This is a genomic window from Mycobacterium sp. RTGN6 (assembly GCF_033804605.1).
GTDB lineage: Bacteria > Actinomycetota > Actinomycetes > Mycobacteriales > Mycobacteriaceae > Mycobacterium.
In genome coordinates, this window is the sequence record NZ_JAPZKZ010000009.1 from 314,595 (window position 1) to 329,007 (window position 14,413).

Sequence of the window (14,413 nt, forward strand, 5' to 3'; positions counted from 1 at the left end):
CTCGCGACGGCTTTCGCGTGAACTGACGCCGATGCCGACCGCTCGTCCCGCAGACTGTGTTTCACCCGCTGGAGAGGAAGGCCCCGCCGTGAAGATCGCCGTCGCCTATCGCCCGCCCGCACTCGACGTTGCCACCTACAAGGCGACGTGGACGTCCGATGTGAACCCGCCAAGTGCCGACGGGCTCATCTTTCACGCAGGGGTCGGTGAGGGCGACGAGTTCTTCACGATCTCGGTGTGGGAGAGCCGCCAGGCCTACGACTCCTTCGCCGGTGGCTTCCGGGAGTCACTCGGCGAGGCGGGCTTCGAAGGGGGCAAGCCGTCGATACTGCCCGTGCATCACGTCATCGACCACGGAGTGCCGTCCTAGCAGAGCTCTGCGCTGTGTCACCGCGCGGTACTACGGCGTAGCACTACCCGTCGATTGTGTGGTCGAGTCCGGTTTGGCGAGCGACCCGGCGCTGCCAACCGCGTTACTGACTGCCTTGACCGTATTCTTCACCGCGTCGTTGAGCTGTGTCTGTGTGTTCTCGACGGCCGAGCGGAGCTGATTCTGCACATTCGTCACCGCGGTCTTGATCGGCGTGCGGCCATTGCCGACAGCGGTCCAAGCCGGGTTCGGCGTGCCGGTGATGAGGTTCAGTAGCGGGCGCTTTCTGACAGGTGCCTCCTCAATGGCCTGTGGCACAGAGGTTTCCGCCACCGTCACCGGCTGGCTGCCCGAGGGGGGTGTGGTTTGCGGATTCACTGGCGGCGCACTAGCCAGCGTGATCGTCTGTGGCACCGGGTCCGGCTCCGAAGTCGCCGACTGGAGACCGGGTTGCGCGGAGGCCGTGGCCATGCTCAGCGGGGTAACCGCCCCTGCGACGCCGCCCGACAATTGAGCGAGCAGGGCGGTCAGTTGCGCCGTTGCGCCCGAGAGCCCGTTGGCAACTGGGCCGACGGAGCCGTTGAGGGCGTTGGTGATTTGGGACCCGACGGGTGCCACCACGATGCCGAACACGGGGTTCAGGACTGGCGTCACAAGAGCGCCTGGGTTGGGTAGGCCAAGGAGCGTAACCAGATCGGTCGTCTGGGTAGGCACTAGCAGCCCCAGGTTCAGCACGCTCGCGGGAATCAGCCCGTCCGGGGACTGCTGTGTCGGGGCGGTGCCGACTTGGAAGGACGGCAGGAGCCCGACGGTGAAGAGCGACGGGAGGGTGAATCCGAATCCGGTAGTGCCCGCGTTGAACGAGCCGAGCGAATAGACGATCGGAAGTGCGCCGAACGGGGTGGTGAGCGTGGCGATGGTGGTACCGCTGTTGTAGTTGATCCCGTTCGTTCCGACGTAGGTCGCGGACAAAATGTTCAAGCTCGTATAGCCGAGCCCGAGTGCGGGAACGCCAAACGACATCAGCGTGGCGCCGCCGAGCGTGGAAACCCCGGTCGCCGTGGGGAAGACGACGCCCGGTGTGGTCACTATTCCGGCCGACGCGAGGTTCAGTGGCAGGATCGCGCCCGCCGCGAGGATGGGGATGGCAATGACGGTGTCGGTGTCCGAAAGAACGATGGGACCCACGGCGACGGGACCGACGGCCAGGGTCGGCATCGTGGCCAGCCATCCGATCGAGCCACCCAGCGGCAGACCGTAATTGCCGGACCCGGCAGGCACCCACGCTGTCACCGACGGTGTGGAGATCGCATTGAGGGGCGCCAGCGCGGTGTTGATGAGTGCGGGCAGCCCGGGAACGGGGGGTAGCCCAAGGCCGCTGAGAATTCCGGTGGCCAGGGACGATCCGGTCAGGCTAGGCACCTGAGCGAACGTGTTCGAGATACTGGTCGAACCGTTGAGCCCCAGGACCGGGCCGAGCCCCAGAAGCGGCCAGTCGTAGGCCGAGTCGAAGGTGGTCTGCGTGACCGTCAGGCCGGGAATCAGATCACCAAGCGTCGGGATGCCGGTGATGAGACCCCCCACCACCGGGAGGGCGTTGATGGCGTTGAGCGCCGCGAGCACGCCGGTGATGGTCCCCAGCGATGCCACGGTTCCGAGCACCGGCCCGCCGAGGACCCCGAGCGCCGGGACGAGCCCCGGAAGCAGCGCCCCGGTGATCGTGGTCGTCGCGTCTGCCGGGAGCCCAGGCACACCGCTCAAGTCCGGCACGCTGATGCCGGATAACGCGGCGAGAAGGCCTGCGATGGACGTCAGGTCATTCTGCGTGGTGCCCGCCGTGAACGTCGGGAGCAGCCCGCCTGGAATCGCTGTCGCGAGTGGATCCCAGATGCCTGCCGCCGCGCCACCGAGGTTGCCCGCTGTGAACAGGACGTTGTTGAGGCTGTTCGACGAGTCGGTGATGAGCTGGGTGTAGTTGGGGCCCGTGGCCGCGGTAAGCGCCACATCCCGCTCGTTTACCGCGGCTTGAGGCGTGGACGCCGAAACCATGCCGACGGTCAAGACAGTCGCCGTCGCGGTGCTGGCGCCCATTAGTGCGATCTTCTTGGAGCGCTGACCGCGCTTCCGATGCTTCGATGCCATCTGACTGGTCCTTTCAGTGGCCGCCTCGGGCTCTCTCCAATCAACGTAACACCGTTGTAACACACTAGATAGGATTGCTAGAATATTTCTCCACACGTCAATTTCTTGCGTGAGCAATCACTTCGTCGACGGCTCCGTCAATTTATTTCTGCAGCTTGCAGGCGTAATCTCCCTACCGATGAGTCAGGTGCGAGCAACTGCGACGTTTACGCAGTGGCAATTTGCTGGAGATATTTCGGACGCTTGCGGCGGACATCGTTGCCCGTTCGACGGCAGCGTCAATATGCTACGGATTTCGTGGTGACCGGTTCGGCCATCCGAGCATGTCAATGTGACCAATTCGCCCCGAAATCAGAGCTCCGAGGTCCCTTGGCCGATCGAGAACCACGCAAACCGTAGGTAGCTGGCAGGCGGCGACGCGCTTGCCGCCGCGACGAGGCCCGGGGGTCATGGTGAAGCGCTCCGGTCGGCCTCGGTCATCGGGAAATGTCTCGACCCTGGCCGGGGATGCCTCCGGCGACCACCTTCTCGGCAGGGATGCCGACCACTGACGAAGCATCGGCACAACGTGCAGGGGTGATGCACGTTCCGGTTGCGCGCGCGCCCGCACGGGGCCACGGTATCCGGATGACAGTTGCCGAGCCCAGTACTGACGGTTCCTACCGCGACAAGATCGTCGCCGTCGAACCGGGCGGCAACGAGTTCATCGCCGAGGCCGACCGGCACGGCAAGCCACACCAGTTGTTCTGGACGTGGACCTCGCCGAACCTAGAGTTCGCGACGATCTTCGTTGGCATGCTGGCCGTGCTCGCGTTCGGCCAGACGTTCTGGCAGGCCGTGGCGGGCATCGCCATCGGCACCGGCCTCGGCGCGGTGGCTCACTACTTCCTCTCAGCGCGTGGGCCGCTACACGGCGTGCCGCAGATGGTGCTGGGCCGGATGGCGTTCGGGTTCAAGGGAAACGCCGTGCCCGCGGTCCTGATGTCGGTCACCGCAGGCGTCGGGTGGTTCGCCACCAACAGCGTCAGCGGCGCGTTCGCGTTGAGCACGCTGTTCGGCTTCGGGCCGCTGCTGGGTCTGGTCATCATCGTGCTGCTGCAGACCGGGTTCGCCTTCTTCGGACACAACCTGGTGCAGGCGTTCGAGCGGTGGTCGTTCCCGGTGCTGGCCGTGATCTTCATCGCGGCGTCGGTGGCGATCTTCATGCACGCGGACTTCGCGTCTCCGGCGGCCGCGGAGGGCGTCGGCGGCCTCGGTGGGTTCCTGCTGACCGTCGGGACCTCGTTCGGCTACGCCGCAGGCTGGACGCCCTATGCGGCCGACTACACCCGCTACCTACCGTCGACGGTGTCGACCGCGCGGACGGGCCTGTTCGCGTCGGCCGGGCTGTTCCTGTCGTGCTTCGTGCTCGAGGTGGTCGGGGCTGCGTCGGTGACGACGGGCGAGGCGTCGCTGGCCGACCCGACGGGCTCGTTCACCTCCGAACTGGCGTCGCCGCTCGCCAAGGCCACCCTGCTGGCCATCGCGATCGGCGCCATCGCCGCCAACGCGATCAACATCTATTCCGGCGCAATGGCTTTCGTGACCATCGGGATCAAGCTGCCCGCCCACGTGGCCCGGGCGCTGGTCACGGTGTTCTTCGGCGTCGCAGGCTTCCTGATCGCGTGGTGGGCGCTTCCGGACGCCGCCCACAGCTACGAGGCCTTCCTGCTGATCATCGCGTATTGGATCGGGCCATGGCTGGGCGTCGTGTTCGCCGACCAGTACCTGCGGCGCGGGCAGAAGATCGCCGGCTTCCTCTACGACCGGTCGTACGCCAACTGGAATGGGTTGCTGTCCTTCATGATCGGCCTGGTGGTGTCGGTGGTGCTCTTCTCCAACCAGGAGAAGTTCGTCGGCTTCGTCGCCAAGGCCGTCCCGCAACTCGGCGACATCACCTTCTTCATCGGCTTCGTGCTGGCCGGTGGCAGTTACCTGCTGCTGTGCCGGTCCAAGATCGCCGCCGAGCGCTTGAAGGCATGACGCCGCAGGACATGCTCGACGTCGCCGTCGCCGAGGCCCGGAAGGGCTTGGCGGAGGGTGGTATTCCGATTGGCGCGGCGTTGTTCTCCTCCGAGGGAACCCTCTTGGGCAGCGGACACAACCGCCGCGTGCAGCAGGACGATCCGTCGGTGCACGCCGAGACCGACGCGTTCCGGGCCGCGGGCAGGCAACGCAACTACCGTTCCACGGTGATGGTGACGACGCTGTCGCCGTGCTGGTATTGCAGCGGGCTGGTGCGGCAGTTCAACATCGGCGCCGTCGTGATCGGCGAGGCCACCACGTTCTACGGCGGCCACGACTGGCTGTCCGAGCACGGCGTGACGGTCACCGTGCTCGACGACCAACGCTGCATGACGATGATGAACGACTTCATCGCGGCGAATCCGGAGCTCTGGGCGGAGGATATTGGCGAGTGAACACCATTGTGACGGTAGACCTTTCGCGGTGGCGGTCCGGCGGGGCCGATGCCGACGCGGTGGCCACCGAGGTCGACGAGGGGCTACAGCGGGCAGGCTTCATCCTGGTCACGGGTCATGGCGTCGACCCACAACTGGCGGCATCGGTGCGCGCCGCCAGCCGGGAGTTCTTCGCCCAGCCCGAGGACGTGAAACAGTGCTACAGCGTGCCCGTCGGCGGACACGGCTGGATCGGACCCGGCGCGGAGGCAAACGCGTACGCCGAGGGCACCGAGACGCCGCCCGACCTCAAGGAGAGCTACAGCCTGGGTGCCGAGACCGCGTCCGGCGACCCCGAGGTCGACCGAATCTGGTTCGCCCCCAACGTCTGGCCCGACGAGGTGCCGACGCTGCAGCGACTGGTCGCGGAGTACACCGCGGAGATGCGCCGGGTCTCCGACGAACTGCTCGCGCTGTTTTCGCACGCCTTGCGACTGCCCGTCAACCCGTGGGCGATGCTCGCCGACGTGCCGACCTGGACGATGAACATCAACCACTATCCGCCCGTCAGCGTCGTCGGCGAGCCAGAGCCCGGCCAGTTCCGCATCGGCCCGCACACCGACTTCGGGACCGTCACCGTGCTCGATCGCGAGCCGGGCGCCGGTGGCCTCCAGGTGTACTCGGAGGCCGGGGGATGGGCCGACGCCCCCTACGACCCGGCCGCGTTGACGGTGAACATCGGTGACCTGCTCGAGTATTGGAGCGGTCGACGCTGGCCGTCTGGGCGTCACCGCGTGCTGCCCCCGCAGCCGCACGCGCCCGAAGAGGACCTGGTCTCGCTCATCTACTTCTACGAGGCCAACCACGACGCCGTCGTCACCCCATTGGAGCCGCCGATCGGGACGGTGTCGGGACTCGGGTCGGTGACGTCATCGGCGTTCATCAAGGAGCGCCTGGACGCGATCACCGTCGGCTAGCTTCCGATTGTGATCGCCGAAAGTACGGTTGCTCACGGCCTTACTCGAGGTTTGCGTACAACAACCGTACCTTCGGCGTTGGATCTCGCCGAGTCACGCCGCCGACATCACGCCCGCCGGGATGGGGACGGCTGCGAGCGCCGTGCAGAACTGCTCGAGCCCGCCCGAGCCCCGGCGCAGGGTGCCGGTGATGGCGGACGGACATCCAAGTTCATTAGCCGTCGCGGCCATTGCCGTGACGAGTACCGGATGAGCACTGGACTCGACGAACACCCGGCAACCGTCGGCGAGCAGCCGCCTCATCGCCGCGTCGAACACGACGGGCTGGCGAGCGTTCGCGTACCAGTAGTCGGCCGTCAGCTGCGCTCCGTCCACCACGGCTCCCGTCACCGTCGAGTAGATAGGGATGCGGCTAGGCCGGGGCCGGATGCCGTCGAGCAGCCCGGTGAGTCGGTCGCGCAGCGGCTCGACGAGTGCACAGTGCGACGGAATCGACGCGGGGATGACCTTGGCCGGGATGCCGCGCAAGCGGAGCTTCGTCACGAGGTGGTCGAGGGCAGCCTGTGCGCCGACCACGGTCACCGTGCGAGGCCCGATCGATCCGGCGAGCTCGAGCTGACCGCAGGAGGCCGCGAGGTAGCTCTCGATGTCGTTGGCCGAGAGACTGATTGACGCGATGCCGCCACGCCCGACGAGGTCGTCGGCGAACAACTGCGACCGCATGACGATGACGCGCGCCGCGTCGTCGAGGTCCAGTGCTCCCGCTACGCACGCCGCGGCGACCTCACCTTGGGACTGCCCGACCACCGCGTGGGCGACGAGACCGCTCGCGAGCCACAGTTCGGCGAGTGCCACGTGCACCGAGAACAGCACCGGCTGCACCACCTCGACGCGATCGAGCGACGGGGCGCCGGGCCGTTGCCGCAACACGTCTTCGACCGACCAGTCGACGTGCGCCTCGACCGCGGCTGCGCATTCGCGCAGCCGGGTGGCGAAGACCCGGCTGGTGTCCAGGAGCTCTGCGGCCATGCCGGGCCATTGCGCGCCCTGTCCGGGGAAGACGAGCGCGGCGGAGTGTGCAAACGCTGTATTGATCATGCGCACAAGCCTGCGATCCAGCGCGCCTACTCAGTAGCGTGCGATCGCATTATTCGAGGGATGAAACCGGTGTCGTCCGATCGGACTACACGACCTCCACGTTGGCCATCATTCCCATGTCGGCGTGGTTGAGGATGTGGCAGTGGTAGACGAACTTGCCCTTGAAGTCGTAGAAGGGGATGCGCACGACGACCTCCCCGTTGGCCGGCACGTTCACGGTGTCCTGACGACTGATCGCGTCGAACGGCTGACCGTTGATGGACATGACCTGAAAGTCGTTGATGTGGATGTGGAACGGGTGCTGTTGTGAGTTCTCGTTCCGTACCGTCCAGTCTTCGACGGCGCCGAGCGGCACCGACTGATCGATGCGGTTGTGGTCGTACATCTGGCCGTCGATGAGGAAGTGCCCGGTGGCCTGGTCCTTGGCGAATCTGATGGTGCGCGTCTTGTCGACCTTCGTGGCGGAGAGGCTGGCCGGCCCAGCCAATCCCGTCGGGAGCGTGGCCGGAGTCTGCGATGACTCGTTGACGTTCACGGTGGCGAGCGCAGTCTCCGGGTACACGTCGCCCTGCTGGTCGTACTTCAGTGTCTTCAGCGTGTAGGTGCCGGGTATCCCGCCCTGGACCAGCACGTCGAATCGATTGCCGGGCGGCAGCACGATCGAATCCGTGCCCTCCACGCGCCACGCCGGGTTGCCGTCGACGCCGATCACGTGGAACTGGTGTCCGTCGAGTTGCAGCTCGTAGTAGATGTCGGCGCCGAGGTTGGCCAGGCGCCACAGCTGCGTCTCGCCGGCGTCGATCTGGAGCGTGGGGTTGACGGTGCCGTTGACCGTCCGCGTCGTCGGTGCGTTGCTGTCGATCTTCGTCCTCAGGATCTCGCCGTTCGCGGCCTGATAGTCCTTGAGCGCGACCGTCTGTTCCTTGATGCCCCGCAGTTCGGGCGGCAGCAGGTCGGTCAGTCCGTCGATGACGAGCAATGCGGCGAGGCCGCCGAAGACCTGCGCCTCGGTGTAGGGGTGGGCATGCGTGTGGTACCAGAAGGTGCCCATGGGGTGGTTCTTCGGGACGTCGAGGACGTAGTTCTGCGTCTGGCCCGGGTTGATGGTGAGGAAGACGTTGTCCGAGATCCCCGACGGCGATACGTGCATCCCGTGGAAGTGGACGTTCGTGATCTCCGGCAGGCTGTTGGTGACCGCGAGTTCGAGGCGTTCGCCGGGGCGTAGGCGCAGCGTCGGGCCGAGGAACTTGCCGTTGTAGACGGTGGCCAGCACCTTCTGGTCACCGATGTCGATCGGTTCCCGGGTGACGTTCACCGCCGCGTTGAGCACACCGTCCTTGCTGACGAACTGGTCTGGCTCCGGATAGGGCGGCGTCTCGAGCGTGGCCGTCGACGACGACGTCGATGAGCATCCGGCCGCTACCGTGGCAACGCCGATGCCCGCCAGTGCCAGGAACTGCCTGCGGTCGACATGGAACGCGCCGCTACCGTCGATCAAGTTCACGCCATCGATCCTTCCGGTGCTGAATGGCATTCGGCCAGAACGTCATTCGTTCGATGGATTGTGCTGGTCGGGTCGGCCGAACCTGTAATCGCCAAGACGCCGTCACCCACTCAGACAGTGGTAGGCCCCCTCGCGGAGGCCTACGTGGTGGCACACGCGGTCGTGTGTCAGCACGACCATTGCACAGTCGTGCCCAGCTCGCCAGACATCGGGGCAGGAGAGCGTCAAGAACAGAGCTCGAGCCCGCGGTCGGTCACCGGACGAAAGGAGACCGGAACGGGCTGGTGTTCGTCGCCTATATCGACGTAGCCCTTGGCCGAGATCGCTGAAACATCGTGGAAGTGGCCGATCCACCTGGCGGAATCGGTGAGCGCGTACTCCGTCCCATTAGCCGTGAACGTCACCCAATCGGGGGGATGACACGTCAGGACGCCCTCGTCGACGGTGAACGGCCAAAGGCCTTTGTGCGTGCCGTTCTGCCACGCCGTTCGCGACACCTCGGCGCGACGCGCCGGCTTCGGTTGTTCGGCGCATCCGGCCAGCAAGAGCGCAACCGCGGCGACCGCCAAGCCCACCCGAATCCCCACACGCAGATTCTAGCGAGCAGTCAGCAAACGGCTGGAGGTCTCCGCAGGGTCTCCACGCTTCGGGCAGCTACGGGTAGCTGAGACTGCCCAAACCGTCTAGGCGCGGCCTTTGGGCTAGCTCGCATCGTCGTCGCAGGTCGGAGTTGGTCGGTGGCGGGTAGCCAGCACACGACCCTATGAGGCTCGGGTGGCAGGAACGGCAGATCATGCGGGAGCAACGCCAGCCCGCACATCTGCCCCGGAAAGCAGAAAACCGCCCCGTCAGGGCGGTTCCTTGGAGCGGGCGACGGGAATCGAACCCGCGTAGCTAGTTTGGAAGACTAGGGCTCTACCATTGAGCTACGCCCGCGTGCACTGCTCCGCAGACTGTACCGGCGCCGACCTAGTCAAATCCAATTGATTGTGTCGCGTGTTCAGCCCGTATCATCTCGACGGCAGGACGACGCGGGGTGTAGCGCAGCTTGGTAGCGCATCCGCTTTGGGAGCGGAAGGCCGCAGGTTCAAATCCTGTCACCCCGACAGACACGTGACGAGAACAGACATGCAAGGAGCACATGCCGTGAAGAGCACCGTCGAACAGTTGAGCCCGACCCGGGTGCGGATCAATGTGGAGGTGCCCTTCGCGGAGCTCGCGCCCGACATCGACACCGCGTTCAAGCAGATGGCCAAGCAGATCCGCATGCCCGGCTTCCGGCCCGGCAAGGTGCCGGTCAAGCTGCTGGAGTCGCGCGTCGACAAGCAGGTCATGTTCGACCAGGTGGTCGAGGACGCCGTTCCCGGCCGGTACACCGAGGCCGTGACCACCTCCGAGGTCAAGCCCATCGGGCAGCCCGAGATCGAGGTCACCAAGAAGGAGTACGGCGAGGACCTGACGTTCACCGCCGAGGTCGACGTCCGCCCCGAGATCGTCCTGCCCGACTTGTCGGCGCTGAAGATCACCGTCGACCCCATCGAGGTCTCCGACGAAGAGGTCGACGCGGAACTGCAGAACCTGCGGGCGCGGTTCGGCACCCTGACCGGCGTCGAGCGGGCTGCCGAGGACGGCGACTTCGTGTCGATCGACCTGTCGGCCACCATCGACGGCGAGGACGTCGCCGAGGCCAAGACCGAGGGCTTGTCGCACGAGATCGGGTCGGGCCAGCTCATCGAGGGCCTCGACGACGCCATCAAGGGCCTCAAGGCCGACGAGACCAAGGTGTTCACCACCAAGCTGGTCGCCGGTGAGCACGCCAACGAGGACGCCGACGTCACGGTCAAGGTCAACTCGGTCAAGGTGCGCGAGCTCCCCGAGCCCGACGACGAATTCGCCCAACTGGCAAGTGAATTCGACACCATCGACGAGCTCAAGGAGAGCCTCGTCGAGCAGGTGAAGCGAGTGAAGCGCATCGGTCAGGCCGAGCAGATCCGCGACAAGGCCCTCGAAGTCCTGCTCGAGCAGGTCGAGGTTCCGCTGCCCGAGAACGTCGTGCAGGCCCAGGTCGACGACACGCTGCACAACGCGATCCACGGCCTCGAGCACGACGAGTCGAAGTTCGAGGAGGCGCTCAAGGAGCAGGGCAGCAGCCGCGAGGAGTTCGACACGGACAACCGCACCAACGCGGAGCGGGCCGTCAAGACCCAGCTGCTCATGGACAAGATCGCCGACGACCTCGACATCCAGGTCGGCCAGAACGACCTCACCGAGCGGCTGGTGCTGATGTCGCGCCAGTACGGCCTCGAGCCCCAGCAGCTGTTGCAGGTGCTTCAGCAGAACAACCAGCTTCCTGCGATGTTCGCCGACGTGCGCCGTGGCCTGACGATCGCGGCCATCGTGCACGGCGCCGCCGTCACCGACACCGCCGGCGACGAGATCGACACCGAGGAGTTCTTCGGTCCGTCGGCACCCCAGGGCGTCGCGGATTCCGAGCAAGACGACGACGCCGCCGACGACGAGGACGCCGACGCGTAGTGACGCTGTGAGCGAACGACGGCGCTCCGGGGACTCCGACCGGGCGCGCGTTGGTTAATGTCGGTGAACATGAACGTCGAGTACAAAGACTCGAGAAAGCAGGTATTCACACGTGACTGACATGCGTTCGAGCACGCCGGGGCTCAACCTCGTCGACTCGGTCTATGAGCGGTTGCTCTCCGAGCGCATCATCTTCCTGGGCTCTCAGGTCGACGACGACATCGCCAACCGGCTGTGCGCGCAGATTCTGCTGCTCTCGGCCGAGGATCCCACCAAGGACATCAACCTCTACATCAACTCGCCGGGCGGCTCGATCAGCGCCGGCATGGCGATCTACGACACCATGGTGCTCGCGCCGTGCGACGTCGCGACCTACGCCATGGGCATGGCCGCCTCGATGGGCGAGTTCCTGCTCGCGGCGGGCACCAAGGGCAAGCGCTTCGCGCTGCCGCACGCCCGCATCCTGATGCACCAGCCGCTCGGCGGGGTCACTGGTAGCGCGGCCGACATCGCCATCCAGGCCGAGCAGTTCGCGGTCATCAAGAAGGAGATGTTCCGGCTCAACGCCGAGTTCACCGGGCAGACCATCGAACGCATCGAGACGGACTCGGACCGCGACCGCTGGTTCACCGCCCCCGAGGCGCTCGAATACGGCTTCGTCGACCACATCATCACCCGCGCGAACCTCAACGGAGTGAAGCCATGACCGATCACACCGACCCCCGTCTGCAGCCGCAGGCCCGGTACATCCTTCCGTCGTTCGTCGAGCACTCGAGTTGGGGCGTCAAGGAATCCAACCCGTACAACAAGCTGTTCGAGGAGCGCATCATCTTCCTCGGCGTGCAGGTCGACGACGCCTCGGCGAACGACATCATGGCGCAGCTGCTGGTGCTCGAGTCGCTCGATCCCGACCGCGACATCACGATGTACATCAACTCGCCGGGCGGGTCGTTCACGTCGCTGATGGCGATCTACGACACCATGCAGTACGTCCGCGCGGACATCCAGACGGTGTGCCTCGGCCAGGCGGCGTCGGCTGCCGCGGTCCTGCTCGCCGCCGGTACGCCGGGCAAGCGGCTCGCGCTGCCCAACGCGCGCATCCTGATTCACCAGCCGTCCCTCGGCGGCGTCATCCAGGGCCAGTTCTCGGACCTGGAAATCCAGGCCGCCGAGATCGAGCGGATGCGCACCCTCATGGAGGAGACGTTGGCGCGGCACACCGGCAAGGACGCTGCGCAGGTCCGCAAGGACACCGACCGCGACAAGATCCTGACGGCCGCGGCCGCCAAGGAATACGGAATCATCGACACGGTGCTCGAGTACCGGAAGCTCTCGGCCCAGAACGCCTGAGCGTCGCGGCGGCCCGCGGCGCGCTACGTTGGTGACGGATGGCTCGCGGAGCGGTAACGGCGGCGACACGAACGAGATCGGTGCGCGTTCCGGCGGGCTACGGGCGACGACAGGGGATATGTTCTCTGCCAACGCAGCGAAATATCACCGACGCGATTCGGCTTTATCGGTCGCAAAGCGCCGGAACATACGGGTAGCGTCGGGAACTAGGCCCGAAGCCACCCGCACGGCAGACCCCGACCGACGGCGATCAGGAAAGTAGGACCGCAGGCAAATGGCACGCATTGGAGACGGTGGCGACCTGCTGAAGTGCTCTTTCTGTGGCAAGAGCCAGAAGCAGGTCAAGAAGCTCATCGCGGGTCCCGGCGTGTACATCTGCGACGAGTGCATCGACCTGTGCAACGAGATCATCGAAGAGGAACTCGCCGACGCCGACGACGTCAAACTCGACGAGCTGCCGAAACCCGTCGAAATTCGCGAATTCCTCGAGGGCTACGTCATCGGCCAGGACACCGCCAAGAAGACGTTGGCCGTCGCCGTCTACAACCACTACAAGCGCATCCAAGCGCAGGAGAAGATGCGCGACTCCCGCGCCGAGCCCGTCGAACTCGCGAAGTCCAACATCCTGATGCTCGGCCCCACGGGTTGCGGCAAGACCTACCTGGCGCAGACGTTGGCCAAGATGCTCAACGTGCCGTTCGCCATCGCCGACGCCACCGCGCTCACCGAGGCGGGCTACGTCGGTGAGGACGTCGAGAACATTCTGCTCAAGCTGATCCAGGCCGCCGACTACGACGTGAAGCGCGCCGAGACCGGCATCATCTACATCGACGAGGTCGACAAGATCGCCCGCAAGAGCGAGAACCCGTCGATCACCCGCGACGTCTCCGGTGAAGGCGTCCAGCAGGCGCTGCTGAAGATCCTGGAGGGCACGCAGGCGTCGGTGCCCCCGCAGGGCGGCCGCAAGCATCCGCATCAGGAGTTCATCCAGATCGACACCACCAACGTGCTGTTCATCGTGGCGGGTGCGTTCGCGGGGCTGGAGAAGATCGTCTCCGACCGCGTCGGCAAGCGCGGCCTCGGGTTCGGCGCCGAGGTGCGGTCCAAGGCCGAGATCGATACCCAGGACCACTTCGCCGAGGTCATGCCCGAGGACCTGATCAAGTTCGGATTGATCCCCGAGTTCATCGGCCGGCTGCCCATCGTGGCGTCGGTGACCAACCTCGACAAGGAGTCGTTGGTCAAGATCCTCTCCGAGCCCAAGAACGCGTTGGTGAAGCAGTACACGCGACTGTTCGAGATGGACGGCGTGGACTTGGAGTTCACCGAAGAGGCGCTCGAGTCGATCGCCGAACAGGCCATCCACCGCGGTACCGGCGCCCGCGGGCTGCGCGCCATCCTCGAAGAGGTCCTCAACCCGGTGATGTACGACATCCCCAGCCGCGACGACGTCGCCAAGGTCGTGGTGACCAAGGAGACCGTCGAGGACAACGTGCTGCCGACCATCGTGCCGCGCAAGCCGACGCGCAACGAGCGTCGCGACAAGAGCGCGTAGACATTTCCCGGATCGCCCCGCCGCACGGCGGGGCGATCGCTTTTTGCAATCAGTCCATCGGGCCGTAACTGCGCATCGCGCGCTGCACCTGCGGCATGTATTCGGAGCAGCGGCCCTCCACCGACTCCCAGACGATGTCGCCAGCCGACTCCAGATCCCAACCCCGCTCCAGGTAGCCCTCGATGATGCCGATCACGTGCCCGGAGGTGATCGGCGGATCGGTCTCGCTGGCGCGATCGAGGGTGCCGCAGTTGCGCCAGCCGTTGGCCCAAATCTCCTGCGCCTCTTCGGAGGTGATGAGGCCGTAGATGTCAGGCTCGTCGGCCTTGGCGTGGGGAGCGAGACCCACGGCGATTCCCAGCACGGCCAGCAGCACCCCCAGGCCCATCAAATACTTTGGGGGAGAGGCTATTAAGTAGTACACCGTATTCCGGTCCAACCCCT

12 protein-coding genes, 2 tRNA genes and 1 pseudogene are annotated in these 14,413 nt (G+C 65.7%); 9 read left to right on the top strand and 6 right to left on the bottom strand.

Annotated features, from left to right (window positions below; translation table 11 throughout):
* Positions 1-88: 88 nt before the first annotated feature.
* Entirely contained in the window at positions 89-370 is a 282-nt protein-coding gene (locus SLQ33_RS23090; RefSeq protein ID WP_319456197.1) for a hypothetical protein, read from the top strand.
* Positions 371-400: 30 nt separating this feature from the next.
* Here the strand turns inward: SLQ33_RS23090 and SLQ33_RS23095 are convergent, their stop codons facing one another.
* Positions 401-2,512: a hypothetical protein gene (locus tag SLQ33_RS23095; protein ID WP_319456198.1), complete on the bottom strand. Its 2,112-nt coding sequence runs from the start codon at positions 2,510-2,512 to the stop codon at positions 401-403.
* Between the two features lie 627 nt (positions 2,513-3,139).
* Here SLQ33_RS23095 and SLQ33_RS23100 point away from each other — a divergent pair.
* Genes SLQ33_RS23100 through SLQ33_RS23110 form a run of 3 tightly spaced genes read left to right on the top strand, consistent with a single transcriptional unit; the run spans position 3,140 to position 5,927 of the window.
* A complete protein-coding gene (locus tag SLQ33_RS23100) occupies positions 3,140-4,534 on the top strand; it encodes a purine-cytosine permease family protein (RefSeq protein ID WP_319456199.1) in 1,395 nt (464 codons plus the stop codon).
* Positions 4,531-4,971, top strand: a complete 441-nt coding sequence (locus SLQ33_RS23105) for a nucleoside deaminase (RefSeq protein WP_319456200.1) — start codon at positions 4,531-4,533, stop codon at positions 4,969-4,971. Before SLQ33_RS23100 ends, SLQ33_RS23105 begins: the two co-directional genes overlap by 4 nt.
* Positions 4,968-5,927: an isopenicillin N synthase family dioxygenase gene (locus SLQ33_RS23110; RefSeq protein WP_319456201.1), complete on the top strand. Its 960-nt coding sequence runs from the start codon at positions 4,968-4,970 to the stop codon at positions 5,925-5,927. Before SLQ33_RS23105 ends, SLQ33_RS23110 begins: the two co-directional genes overlap by 4 nt.
* Before the next feature lie 93 nt (positions 5,928-6,020).
* On the opposite strand, the gene SLQ33_RS23115 is transcribed toward SLQ33_RS23110, so the two are convergent.
* The 4 genes from SLQ33_RS23115 to SLQ33_RS23130 form a co-directional block, all read right to left on the bottom strand.
* Positions 6,021-7,025 (bottom strand): acyltransferase domain-containing protein, encoded by a 1,005-nt coding sequence (locus tag SLQ33_RS23115; protein WP_319456202.1) that lies wholly within the window; start codon positions 7,023-7,025, stop codon positions 6,021-6,023.
* A gap of 85 nt (positions 7,026-7,110) precedes the next feature.
* On the bottom strand, positions 7,111-8,529 hold the full coding sequence (locus tag SLQ33_RS23120) for a multicopper oxidase family protein (RefSeq protein WP_319456203.1): 1,419 nt from the start codon (positions 8,527-8,529) through the stop codon (positions 7,111-7,113).
* Positions 8,530-8,753: 224 nt separating this feature from the next.
* Complete coding sequence (locus SLQ33_RS23125; RefSeq protein ID WP_319456204.1) at positions 8,754-9,116, bottom strand: DUF2511 domain-containing protein; 363 nt, start codon at positions 9,114-9,116, stop codon at positions 8,754-8,756.
* A 275-nt stretch (positions 9,117-9,391) separates the two neighbouring features.
* Positions 9,392-9,465: transfer RNA gene (locus SLQ33_RS23130), tRNA-Gly, on the bottom strand.
* Positions 9,466-9,561: 96 nt separating this feature from the next.
* Here SLQ33_RS23130 and SLQ33_RS23135 point away from each other — a divergent pair.
* The 5 genes and pseudogenes from SLQ33_RS23135 (at position 9,562) to clpX (ending at position 13,969) form a co-directional block, all read left to right on the top strand.
* A tRNA-Pro gene (locus SLQ33_RS23135) sits at positions 9,562-9,635 on the top strand.
* 40 nt (positions 9,636-9,675) lie between these two features.
* Positions 9,676-11,064, top strand: a complete 1,389-nt coding sequence (tig, locus tag SLQ33_RS23140; protein ID WP_319456205.1) for a trigger factor — start codon at positions 9,676-9,678, stop codon at positions 11,062-11,064.
* A gap of 106 nt (positions 11,065-11,170) precedes the next feature.
* Positions 11,171-11,770: pseudogene (locus SLQ33_RS23145) on the top strand (ATP-dependent Clp protease proteolytic subunit); the annotation flags it as partial.
* The gene (locus SLQ33_RS23150; RefSeq protein ID WP_319456206.1) at positions 11,767-12,414 is read left to right on the top strand and encodes an ATP-dependent Clp protease proteolytic subunit; all 648 of its coding nucleotides are present in this window, start codon (positions 11,767-11,769) and stop codon (positions 12,412-12,414) included. The pseudogene SLQ33_RS23145 and the gene SLQ33_RS23150, both read left to right, overlap by 4 nt.
* Positions 12,415-12,688: 274 nt before the next feature.
* Positions 12,689-13,969, top strand: a complete 1,281-nt coding sequence (gene clpX, locus SLQ33_RS23155; protein ID WP_319456207.1) for an ATP-dependent Clp protease ATP-binding subunit ClpX — start codon at positions 12,689-12,691, stop codon at positions 13,967-13,969.
* A gap of 49 nt (positions 13,970-14,018) precedes the next feature.
* Here clpX and SLQ33_RS23160 read toward each other — a convergent pair whose 3' ends face one another.
* Complete coding sequence (locus SLQ33_RS23160; RefSeq protein WP_319456208.1) at positions 14,019-14,357, bottom strand: hypothetical protein; 339 nt, start codon at positions 14,355-14,357, stop codon at positions 14,019-14,021.
* Between the last annotated feature and the right edge of the window lie 56 nt (positions 14,358-14,413).

Coding starts and splice junctions, on each gene's coding strand:
- SLQ33_RS23095 (WP_319456198.1), bottom strand. CDS start 2,512: ATGGCATCGAAGCATCGGAAGCGCGGTCAGCGCTCCAAGAAGATCGCA.
- SLQ33_RS23100 (WP_319456199.1), top strand. CDS start 3,140: ATGACAGTTGCCGAGCCCAGTACTGACGGTTCCTACCGCGACAAGATC.
- SLQ33_RS23105 (WP_319456200.1), top strand. CDS start 4,531: ATGACGCCGCAGGACATGCTCGACGTCGCCGTCGCCGAGGCCCGGAAG.
- SLQ33_RS23115 (WP_319456202.1), bottom strand. CDS start 7,025: ATGATCAATACAGCGTTTGCACACTCCGCCGCGCTCGTCTTCCCCGGA.
- SLQ33_RS23150 (WP_319456206.1), top strand. CDS start 11,767: ATGACCGATCACACCGACCCCCGTCTGCAGCCGCAGGCCCGGTACATC.
- clpX (WP_319456207.1), top strand. CDS start 12,689: ATGGCACGCATTGGAGACGGTGGCGACCTGCTGAAGTGCTCTTTCTGT.
- SLQ33_RS23160 (WP_319456208.1), bottom strand. CDS start 14,357: ATGGGCCTGGGGGTGCTGCTGGCCGTGCTGGGAATCGCCGTGGGTCTC.